Source organism: Microbacterium sp. (assembly GCF_035687345.1).
Taxonomy (GTDB): domain Bacteria; phylum Actinomycetota; class Actinomycetes; order Actinomycetales; family Microbacteriaceae; genus Microbacterium.
Genome location: NZ_DASRXZ010000084.1, coordinates 22,346 through 32,398, shown reverse-complemented (window position 1 = coordinate 32,398; position 10,053 = coordinate 22,346). Strand labels below are relative to the sequence as shown.

Annotated in this window: 12 protein-coding genes; 4 read left to right on the top strand and 8 right to left on the bottom strand. The window is 70.0% G+C overall.

Features of this window, described 5'->3' with window-relative positions; genetic code table 11:
• From VFF97_RS09600 to pdhA, 3 genes are all read right to left on the bottom strand, one after another.
• Nucleotides 1-122, bottom strand: a 122-nt coding sequence (locus tag VFF97_RS09600) for a biotin/lipoyl-containing protein (RefSeq protein ID WP_325033277.1), incomplete at its 3' end; no start/stop codon positions are given.
• A complete protein-coding gene (locus VFF97_RS09595) occupies nucleotides 119-1,177 on the bottom strand; it encodes an alpha-ketoacid dehydrogenase subunit beta (protein WP_325033275.1) in 1,059 nt (352 codons plus the stop codon). The genes VFF97_RS09595 and VFF97_RS09600, both read right to left, overlap by 4 nt.
• On the bottom strand, nucleotides 1,174-2,304 hold the full coding sequence (pdhA, locus tag VFF97_RS09590) for a pyruvate dehydrogenase (acetyl-transferring) E1 component subunit alpha (protein WP_325033274.1): 1,131 nt from the start codon (nucleotides 2,302-2,304) through the stop codon (nucleotides 1,174-1,176). The genes VFF97_RS09595 and pdhA overlap by 4 nt, the downstream gene beginning before the upstream one ends.
• Nucleotides 2,305-2,470: 166 nt before the next feature.
• On the opposite strand from pdhA, the gene VFF97_RS09585 reads away from it, so the two are divergent.
• Nucleotides 2,471-2,959, top strand: a complete 489-nt coding sequence (locus VFF97_RS09585) for an Lrp/AsnC family transcriptional regulator (protein ID WP_325033273.1) — start codon at nucleotides 2,471-2,473, stop codon at nucleotides 2,957-2,959.
• Here the strand turns inward: VFF97_RS09585 and VFF97_RS09580 are convergent.
• Nucleotides 2,916-3,968 carry a DMT family transporter gene (locus tag VFF97_RS09580; RefSeq protein ID WP_325033272.1) on the bottom strand — a complete coding sequence of 351 codons (1,053 nt, stop codon included), beginning with the start codon at nucleotides 3,966-3,968 and terminating at the stop codon, nucleotides 2,916-2,918. The genes VFF97_RS09585 and VFF97_RS09580 overlap by 44 nt on opposite strands.
• A gap of 72 nt (nucleotides 3,969-4,040) precedes the next feature.
• Here VFF97_RS09580 and VFF97_RS09575 point away from each other — a divergent pair, with 72 nt between their 5' ends.
• The gene (locus VFF97_RS09575) at nucleotides 4,041-4,595 is read left to right on the top strand and encodes a CGNR zinc finger domain-containing protein (RefSeq protein ID WP_325033271.1); all 555 of its coding nucleotides are present in this window, start codon (nucleotides 4,041-4,043) and stop codon (nucleotides 4,593-4,595) included.
• On the opposite strand, the gene VFF97_RS09570 is transcribed toward VFF97_RS09575, so the two are convergent.
• Entirely contained in the window at nucleotides 4,570-5,454 is an 885-nt protein-coding gene (locus VFF97_RS09570) for an alpha/beta hydrolase (RefSeq protein ID WP_325033270.1), read from the bottom strand. The two genes, VFF97_RS09575 and VFF97_RS09570, sit on opposite strands and share 26 nt — an antisense overlap.
• A 75-nt stretch (nucleotides 5,455-5,529) precedes the next feature.
• Between VFF97_RS09570 and VFF97_RS09565 the strand changes: the two genes are divergently transcribed.
• Complete coding sequence (locus VFF97_RS09565; protein ID WP_325033269.1) at nucleotides 5,530-6,279, top strand: exonuclease domain-containing protein; 750 nt, start codon at nucleotides 5,530-5,532, stop codon at nucleotides 6,277-6,279.
• 69 nt (nucleotides 6,280-6,348) lie between these two features.
• Here VFF97_RS09565 and VFF97_RS09560 read toward each other — a convergent pair whose 3' ends face one another.
• The 3 genes from VFF97_RS09560 to glgA all read right to left on the bottom strand — a co-directional run bounded on the left by VFF97_RS09560 (nucleotide 6,349) and on the right by glgA (nucleotide 8,725).
• Nucleotides 6,349-6,609, bottom strand: a complete 261-nt coding sequence (locus tag VFF97_RS09560) for a type B 50S ribosomal protein L31 (RefSeq protein ID WP_325033268.1) — start codon at nucleotides 6,607-6,609, stop codon at nucleotides 6,349-6,351.
• 115 nt (nucleotides 6,610-6,724) lie between these two features.
• Nucleotides 6,725-7,516 carry an ABC transporter ATP-binding protein gene (locus VFF97_RS09555; RefSeq protein WP_325033267.1) on the bottom strand — a complete coding sequence of 264 codons (792 nt, stop codon included), beginning with the start codon at nucleotides 7,514-7,516 and terminating at the stop codon, nucleotides 6,725-6,727.
• Between the two features lie 9 nt (nucleotides 7,517-7,525).
• Nucleotides 7,526-8,725, bottom strand: coding sequence for a glycogen synthase (glgA, locus tag VFF97_RS09550; RefSeq protein WP_325033266.1), 1,200 nt, complete (start codon nucleotides 8,723-8,725; stop codon nucleotides 7,526-7,528).
• A 46-nt stretch (nucleotides 8,726-8,771) separates the two neighbouring features.
• Between glgA and VFF97_RS09545 the strand changes: the two genes are divergently transcribed.
• A complete protein-coding gene (locus VFF97_RS09545) occupies nucleotides 8,772-10,016 on the top strand; it encodes a glucose-1-phosphate adenylyltransferase (protein WP_325033265.1) in 1,245 nt (414 codons plus the stop codon).
• The last annotated feature ends 37 nt before the right edge of the window (nucleotides 10,017-10,053 follow it).

Here is a 10,053-nt window from a genome sequence, read left to right as displayed (position 1 = left end):
GTCTCGACCTCGGCGATCGTCTGGTTCAGGGCGACCTCGTCGCCCTCGGCGACCGTCCACTGGACGAGCTCGGCCTCGGGAAGGCCCTCGCCGAGATCGGGGAGCAGGAACTCCTGGATCACAGCACACCACCGCCCACGCCGGCGCGACCGGTCTCGGCCGTCCGCCATTCCTCGAGCCCGGACAGGCTGTTCGGCTTGTCGAGCACGCGGTCGACCGCGTCCAGGATGCGGTCGAGATCCGGGATGTGGTACTTCTCGAGCTTCGCCGGCGGGTACGGGATGTCGTGGCCCGTCACGCGCTGCGGCGGCGCCTCGAGGTAGTGGAAGCAGCGCTCGGTGACGCTCGCGACGAGCTCGGCGCCGACGCCCGCCTCCTTCGCGGCTTCGTGGGTCACCACGACGCGACCCGTCTTGCGCACCGACGCGGTCACCGTGCGGTAGTCGACGGGCGACAGCGACCGCAGGTCGATGACCTCGATCGAGACGCCCTCGTCCTCGGCCGCGATCGCCGCGTCCAGCGCGGTCATGACCTGCGAGCCGTAGGTGAGCAGTGTCACGTCGCTGCCCTCGCGCGCGACGCGTGCCAGCCCCATGGGTGGCGCATCCGCGAGGTCGATGTCGAGATCGACCTCGCCCTTCTGGTGGTACAGGCGCTTCGGCTCGAAGTACACCACCGGATCGTCGGATGCGATCGCCTGGCGCAGCATGACGTACGCGTCCTGCGGGTTCGAGACCGCGATCACGCGAAGCCCCGACGTGTGCACGAAGTACGCCTCGGGCGACTCGGAGTGATGCTCGGCGGCGCCCACTCCCCCGGCCCACGGGATGCGGATCGTGATCGGCATCTTGACGTTGCCGCGCGTGCGGTAGTGCAGCTTGGCGACCTGGCACACGATCTGGTCGAACGCCGGGTAGACGAAGCCGTCGAACTGGATCTCGACGACGGGGCGATAGCCGCGGTACGCGAGGCCGACGGCGGTGCCCATGATCCCCGCCTCGGCCAAAGGCGTGTCGATCACGCGGGCGGCGCCGAACTCGTCGAGCAGCCCGTCGGTGATGCGGAAGACACCGCCGAGGCGGCCGACGTCCTCACCCATCACGACGACCTTCGGCTCGTCGGCCATCGCGCGGCGCAAACCTGCGTTGACGGCCTTCACCATCGTCATCTCCGTCATCGCGAGGCCTCCTCGGACGACTCGAAGCCGGCGAGGTAGGCGCCGAACTCGCGGCGCTGCTCCTCGAGGCCGGTGTGCGGCTCCTCGTACACGTGGTCGAGCACGCCGATGGGCTCGCGGGAGGTCGCCGTGAGGGCCGCCTCGCGCACCTGCGCGCCGAGCTCATCGGCCTCGGATGCGACGGACTTCGCGAACTCGTCGTCGAACGCGCCCTCGGCGCGCAGCAGCGCCTCGACGCGGGCGATGGGGTCGCGCTGCTTCCAGCGCTCCACTTCGTCCTTCGAGCGGTAGCGCGTCGGGTCGTCGGACGTCGTGTGCGGGCCGATGCGGTACGTGACCGCCTCGATGTAGGTGGGGCCCTTGCCCGAGCGGGCGTGGTCGATCGCCCAGCGCATCGCCGCGAGGCTCGCCAGCACGTCGTTGCCGTCGATGCGGACGCTCGGGATGCCGAAGCCGGGCGCGCGGCCGGCGATCGGGTACTTGGCCTGCACCGTCACGGGCTCGGAGATCGCGTACTGGTTGTTCGAGCACACGAACACGACCGGCGCACGGAACGACGACGCGAAGATCATCGCCTCGTTGACGTCGCCCTGGCTGGTCGCGCCGTCGCCGAAGTAGGTCGCCGCGACCTGGTCGGCGCCGTCGCGCTGGATGCCCATCGCGTAGCCGACGGCGTGCAGCGTCTGCGCGCCGATGATGATCTGCGGCACGGCGGTGTTGATGTCGTAGGGGTTGAAGGTCGAGTGCTCCTCGCCGCGCCATGCGATGACGAAGTCGGCGGGCTTCGCGCCGCGCACGAAGTTCACCCCGATCTCGCGGTAGCTCGGGAAGGCGAAGTCATCCGCGCGCAGCGCGCGGGCGGTGCCGACCTGCACGGCCTCCTGACCCTGGCACGGGGCCCACAGCCCCACCTGTCCCTGCCGCTGCAGGGCGATGCCTTCGGTGTCGATGCGGCGGACGAGCACCATGTCGCGGTACAGACCGCGCAGCAGCTCATGGTCGACGTCGGCCACCCAGCGGCCGAGATCGGGGTCCGCGACGCGTTCGCCGTCGGGTGTCAGCAGCCGCGCGACGTCATCGACGTCGACGGCAAGGTCGGGAGCGGTCAGGGTGTGCGCCATCGTCATACCTCCTCGGTGCGAGTCGCCCTCGTGAGGCGCTCGTCACGTCGTCGCCGGCATCGTCGCCGACAAGGCCGACATTACGTCGCTCTCGCACCTCGCTCAAGCATCACTCGCACGCTTGAGCATGTTGCCAAGCTCGCGGGTTCCGCGCCGTGATAATGTTCACACTATGAGCGCTCTGGACCACGTCGATCTCGAACTGCTGGCGGCGCTCTCCGACGACCCCCGCGCGACCGTCGTGGCCCTCGCCGACAGGCTCGGCCTGTCGCGCAACACGGTCCAGGCGCGCATGGCCCGCCTCGAGCGGTCGGGTGTGTTCCTGTCGTTCGAGCGCGCGATCTCGTCGTCCGCGCTCGGCTTCCCCATCGAGGCGTTCATCCACGTGATGGTCCGCCAAGCCGAGCTGCCGCGCATCACCGCCGCGCTCGAGCTCGTGCCCGAGGTCGTGCAGGTGCACGGGCTCAGTGGCCCGGTCGACCTCCTCGTGCGCGTCGCCTGCCGCGACACGCAGCACCTCTTCGACACCGACGCGCGCATCCTCGCGATCGACGGCGTCGAGCGCACCGAGACGTCGCTCGCGATGGGCGAGGTGATCGGCTACCGTGTCAAGCCGCTCATGGAGCTTGCACGGCGCGAGGCTCGGCCGTCTCGGTCGTGACCCGGGCCCTCCGGACTCTGCGCTTCGGGCGCGGACCGTGCGTCGACTGAGGGCGTGGCATCCGCGGCGCACCGCCGTCGAGCCGCACGAGCACGACTCCGACGAGGATCAGTGCTCCGCCCACGAACTGGATCGGCGCGGGAGCCTCGCTCAGCAGGAGCCACGCGAACCCGAGCGCGAAGAGCACCTCGGACAGGCCCACGAACGACGCGATGCGCGAGCCGATGCGCGGCACCGCCATGACTCCGAGGGCGTAGCCGAGGGTCGTGGCGATGGCCCCCACCCACAGAAGCGGCACCCACGCGGGCAGTTCGAGGCCCGCGAGGAACACCGTCACAGCGGGCGCCGCGAACGGCAGTGCCCCGACCGCGCACAGCATCCCGATGACCACGGCGCCGATGAGGAGCCCTCCCGAGGCGAGGGCGAGCGGCGGCAGGCCATCGCCCGCGCGCTCCGCGATGAGGAAGTACGCCCCCGCGCACACCGCCGCCGCCAGTGCGAGCAGCGTTCCGAGCAGGTCGAACGTCGCACCCGAGATGTCCACGACGAGCACGAGCCCCGTCATCGCCACGACCGAGCCGAACACGACGAGCCGCGAAGGCGCCGTGCGCGTGCGGATCCACGCGAGGATCACGAGGAGCACGGGCGCGAGGTACTGGATGAGCAGCGCGACGGCCACCGGCATCCGCTGCATCGCCGAGAAGAAGAAGAGCTGGCAGCCGACGACCGCAGTGAGGCCGAACCCCAGGATGAGCAGGCCGTGTCGGCGCACGAAGCCGCGTTCGCGGTGCAGCGCCCGCACGAGCGCCGGCACGAGGATGAGGCCCGCGAGCCCCATCCGGACGACCAGGGCCGCTCCCACCGACCATCCCGCTTCGAGCAGGGGCTTGACGACAGGCCCGCTCGACGAGAACGCCAGCGCGGATGCGACCGCCATGATGAGCCCCGACGTGCCGGCGTTGCGGACCCGCGCCGGAGAGACGATCGGAAGAGGCGCGGTGGAGGTCATGCGAGCCCGACTGTCAGGAGTGAAACGTGATTACACTGATGACAGTAATGGTCGCCTGTGTCAGGAGTCAACGTGGTCTTCATTCATGACACCAAGACGGCGCTCACAGCTGTCACGGACCTCGTGAACACGCTCCCCGGGCATGACGATCCCGACACGCTCACGACCCTCGATGAGTTCGACGCCTTCCTCGCGGCGAACCCCTACTCCGGCGCCGTGCGACGCGACGAATCCGAGCTCGAGGCGGTCCGGCGCATCCGTCCCCGCCTCCGCGAGCTGTGGGACGCCGACCGCGACGGTGCCGTGCCGCTCGTGAACGCGATGCTCCGCGACGGCAAGGCACTCCCCCAGCTCGTGATCCACGACGGCTACGACTGGCACATCCACGCCACCTCCGACGACGCGCCGCTGGCGACCCGCATCCTCGTCGAGGCGGCGATGGCGTTCGTCGACGTCATCCGCGCCGACGAGTACGACCGCGTGCGCGTGTGCTCGGCCGACGACTGCGACTCGGTCTACATCGACTACTCGCGCAACGGGTCGAAGCGCTACTGCGACACGGGCAACTGCGGCAACCGCATGAACGTGAACGCGTACCGGCTCAGGAAGGCGCGAGAAAGCGCGTGATCGCGGCGGCCGCCGCGGCGGGCGTCTCGTAGTGGATGAGGTGTCCGACGTCGGGGATCTCGACGAGCTCCGCGTGCGGGAAAAGCGTCGCGAGGTGCCGCTCCGCCTCGATCGGCGTGATGTCGTCGCGCTGAGCCGCCACGAGTAGGGTCGGCTGCGGGATCCGCGGAGCGAACTCGCGCACGTCGTGCGACACCGACGCCACGAACGCGTCGTGGAGCACGTCGCGGTCGGCGAAACGCGAGAAATAGGTGTCGTGCTGGTCGTGGATGAATCGACGGATGCTGCGCTCCCGCGTCTTCGCCATCGACACGCTCATCGCCCGGACGATCGCGCTGTTGCGCAGCAGCGCCTCGCCGAGCCGGCGCGGAAGCCGCGCGCCGGCCCAGTAGTAGAACACCGCGAGCCGCGTGAGGATGCCGCGCGGGCCCTCGAGCGCAGGGGCGCCGATCGGGTTCACGAGCACGACGCGCGGCGTCTGAAGGCCGCCCGCGACGGCCGCCGACACGACGATCGAGCCGAACGAGTGCCCCAGGATGACCGCCCCCGGAGCGACAGCGGCGGCGAAGGCCGCCAGCCACTCGGCGTAGAGGTCGAGGTCGTGGCGACGGCGCGGGACCGGCGGCGTCTCGCCGAACCCCGGGAGATCGGGTGAGATGATCCGGTACTCCGGCAGGTGCGCGACGACGGGCTCGAGGCCGTGGTGCTCGCCGCGGAAGCCGTGCACGGCGACGATCGTCGTCGCGGCGTCGGGCGGTCCGTACACCCAGTACGCCGTTCGCCCGCCGAGCACGTCGACCTCGCGCCGCTCGACGGGCACCGCGTCGAGAAGCGCGGCGTACGGGTTGGCCACGGTCACCCCACGAGTCTAAGAGGGCGCATCCGTGCGAACCCTCCACGACCGATGTCGGACGGCGCGCATACCGTGAGGCGCATGGACCCCTCGCGCCACCACGTCGCCTCCCCCTCGTCGAGCCGGCCGTGCGACGCGGGGCCGCAGTGGACGCGGGTCGTGGGCGTGTTCGACCTCGAGACGACGGGCGTCGACGTCACCGCCGACAGGATCGTCACCGCCCACGTCGGACTGCTCGACGGCACAGGCACCGTGATCCTCGCGCGCGATTGGCTCGCCGACCCCGAGATCGACATTCCGGATGCGGCGACTGCCGTGCACGGCATCACGACCGAGCGGGCGCGCGCCGATGGTCGCTGCGCGAACGAGGTCGTGATGGAGGTCGTCGAGGTGCTCCGCGCGTTGCTCGACGCGGGCATTCCGGTCGTCGCCTACAACGCCGCGTTCGACTTCTCGCTGCTCAAGCACGAGGCGCTCCGGCATGGCGTGACCCCGATCGAGGATCCGTGCCCCGTGATCGACCCCCTCGTCGTCGACAAGGCCTACGACCGGTGGCGGCGCGGCAAGCGCACGCTCGAGGTGGTCGCGGCGCACTACGCCGTGCGGCTCGAGGGCGCGCACGAGGCATCCGCGGATGCCGTCGCGGCCGGGCGCATCGCGCAGGCGCTCGCAGGTCGCTTCGCGACGCGGATGCCGCCCACCGCGCAAGAGCTGCACACACGCCAGATCGCGTGGGCGCGGGCGCAGGCGGAGAGCCTGACGGAGTACTTCGTGCAGATCGGCCGGCTCGATCCCGATGACCGGCTCGACGGGCGCTGGCCGGTGCGCTGACGACGCGATCGCGCGTCGCGGGAATGGCGAAGGCCCCGCCGAAGCGGGGCCTTCACGACGGAGCGTACCTTACTTCGAGCCGCTGCCGCCAAAATTCTTGAAGCGCTGGTTGAACTTCTCGACGCGACCGGCCGAGTCGAGGATGCGCTGCTTGCCCGTGTAGAACGGGTGCGACGCCGACGAGATCTCGACGTCGATGACCGGGTACTCGACGCCGTCGAGCTCGATCGTCTTGTCGCTGGTCACCGTCGAGCGGGTGAGGAAGGTCTCGCCCGAGCCGAGGTCGCGGAACACGACCGCGTGGTAGTCGGGGTGGATGTCAGTCTTCATTGGAGTCCTTTGAGGATGGTGCCCTGGATTTTGCCAGGACGGTCAAAGTCTTGAGTGCGAGCGCACCAAAGAGCGATTCTATCAGCCCGGGAGGCCTGCCGCGGAACGCGCGGGCTCAGGCGTCGCTGACGGCCCGGGCCGCGTAGCGTCCGCCTTCTTCGCTGAGCGTCACCGGCACGCCGAACGTCTCGGTGAGCGACTCGGCCGTGAGGGTCTCGCGGATCGGTCCCGCCGCGACGACACGGCCCTCGCGAAGTAGCAGCACATGGGTGAATCCCACGGGGATCTCTTCCACGTGGTGGGTCACCATGATCATCGCCGGTGTCGTCGGCGCCTGCGCGTATCCGCCGAGGAGCGACAGCAGCTCTTCGCGCGCCCCCAAGTCGAGGCTCGCGGTCGGCTCGTCGAGCAGCAGCAGCTCGGGGTCGGTCATGACCGCGCGAGCGATCTGCACGCGCTTCTGCTCGCCGTCCGACAGCGTGCCGAACGTGCGGTCGGCGAGATCGTCGAGCTTCCATTCCGCGAGCACGCGCAGCGCACGGCGCTCGTCGATGTCTTCGTACGCCTCGTGCCAGCGGCCGAGCACCGCGTACGCGGCCGTCAGCACGACGTTGAGGACGGTCTCCTCCTGCGGCACGCGGCGAGCCATCGCCGTCGACGCGAAGCCGATGCGCGGACGCAGCTCGAACACGTCGGTGCGACCCAGCTGCTCGCCGAGCAGCGAAACCGTGCCGGACGTGGGGTGCTCGAGCGTGGCGGCGAGCTTGAGGATCGTCGTCTTGCCCGCGCCGTTCGGGCCCAGGATCACCCACCGTTGGTCGTCGGTCACCTGCCAGTCCACGTGGTCCACGATGTCGCGAGCGTTCCGGCGGACGACGACGTCGGAGAACTGGAGGACCTCAGGCATGCCCCCAGCCTATCGGCCGCCCGTCGTGACCTCCGCGTACAGCGCGGCCGTCTGCTCCGCGATCCGCCCCCAGCTGAACTCGTTCGCGGCGCGCGCCCGCCCGGCGCGTCCGTATTCCGCCGCCCGCTCCGGGTCGCTCACGACCTCCGTGAGCACGGCCGCGAGGTCGGCCACGAACCGTTCGGGGTCCAGCGGCGTGCCGGTGCCGTCCTGCACCTGCTCGATGGGAACGAGCCGCCCGGTCACGCCGTCCTCGACGACCTCGGGGATCCCGCCGGTGGCCGTCCCGACGACGGCCGCGCCGCACGCCATCGCCTCGAGATTCACGATGCCCAGCGGCTCGTACACCGAGGGGCATACGAACGTCGTCGCGGAGCCCAGGATCGTGCAGAGCTCGTGGCGCGACAGCATCCGGTCGATCCAGACGACTCCCCCGCGCGTCTCCTGCAGGCCGCGCACGAGATCCTCGACCTCGGCCATGATCTGCGGCGTGTCGGGCGCGCCCGCGCACAGGACGACCTGCACATCGGCGGGCAGCCGCTCGGCCGCCCGCAGGAAGTACGGCAGGCCCTTCTGCCGCGTGATGCGCCCGACGAACACGACCGACGGCTTGTCCGCGTCGACGCCGAGCTTCGCGAGCAGCTCAGGGTCATGCACCGGATGCCACGCCTCGACGTCGATCCCGTTGTAGATGACCCGCACCTTCGCCGGGTCGAGCTCGGGGTAGCACCGCAGGATGTCGTCGCGCATCCCCTCGCTCACAGCCACGACCGCGGCAGCCCCCTCGTAGGCGGTCTTCTCGATCCAACTCGACACGGCGTACCCGCCGCCGAGCTGCTCCGCCTTCCACGGGCGCAGCGGCTCGAGGCTGTGCGCCGTCACGATGTGCGGCACGCCGTGCAGGAGAGACGAGAGGTGTCCGGCGAAATTGGCGTACCACGTGTGGCTGTGGACGACGTCGGCTCCGGCGGCATCCGTCGCGATCTCGAGGTCCGTCCCGAGCGTCTGGATCGCGGCGTTCGCACCCTGCAGCTCGACCGGCACGCTGTAGGCGGTCGTGCCCGCCTCGTCGCGCGGCGCGCCGAAAGCGCGCACCCGCACGTCGAGCCCGCCGAGCGCCCGGAGGGCCTTCACGAGCTCGGCGGCGTGCACACCGGCACCCCCGTAGATCTCGGGCGGGTACTCCTTCGTCATGAGGTCGACGCGCATGTCTCGAACGCTAGTACACGGGCCACACCCGTCCTAGGGTGGACGCATGCCGGCTTCGCCAAAGGTCTTCGGGATCATCCTCGCCGGAGGCGAGGGAAAGCGCCTCATGCCTCTGACGGCCGACAGGGCCAAGCCCGCCGTGCCGTTCGGCGGTCAGTACCGGCTGATCGACTTCGCGATCTCGAACCTCATCAACTCGGGGCTCAGACAGATCGTCGTGCTGACGCAGTACAAGTCGCACAGCCTCGACCGGCACATCTCTCAGACCTGGCGGATGTCGCCGCTGCTCGACTCGTACGTCGCATCCGTCCCCGCCCAGCAGCGGCTCGGCAAGCGCTGGTTCTCCGGTTCCGCCGACGCGATCCTGCAGAGCCTCAACCTGATCAACGACGAGCAGCCCGACATCGTCGTGGTCGTCGGCGCCGACCACGTCTACCGGATGGACTTCCGGCAGATGCTCGACTCGCACATCGAGTCCGGCGCGCGCGCCACGGTCGCCGGCATCCGTCAGCCCATCGGCCTGGCTCACCAGTTCGGCGTGATCGACGTGGACCCGGAGCACACCGACCGCATCCGACAGTTCCTCGAGAAGCCGCAGAACCCCGTCGGCCTGCCCGATTCGCCCGGCGAGGTGCTCGCGTCGATGGGCAACTACATCTTCGACGCCGACGCGCTCATCGAGGCGGTCGAGGCCGACGGCGAGGTGCCGACGTCGAACCACGACATGGGCGGCGACATCGTGCCGTACTTCGTCGGGCGCGCCGAGGCGGGCGTCTACGACATGACCCACAACGACGTGCCCGGATCGACGGACCGCGACCGCTACTACTGGCGCGACGTGGGGACGATCGACTCGTTCTTCGACGCGCACCAGGACCTCATCTCGACCCTGCCGATCTTCAACCTGTACAACACGGATTGGCCGATCCATTCGCAGCTCGTCAACTCGCCGCCGGCGAAGTTCGTGCGGGACTCGGTGGGGCGGATCGGCAACGCGATCGACTCGATCGTGTCACTCGGCTCGGTCCTCTCCGGCACGCACCTCGAGCGCAGCGTGGTCGGACCCTGGACGCTCGCGGGCGGCGGCTCGACGATCACCGACTCGGTGCTGTTCGACCGCGTCCAGGTCGGTCAAGGTGCGCGTGTCCACCGCGCGATCCTCGACAAGAACGTCGTTCTCGCGCCGGGTGCGACGGTGGGCGTCGACCGGGAGCGCGACCTCGAGCGCGGCTTCACGGTCACGGACTCGGGCATCACGGTCGTCGGCAAGGGCGTGCGCATCGACAGATGACGGGTGCGTCATCGTGGCGGATGCCGCGCCGCTACCG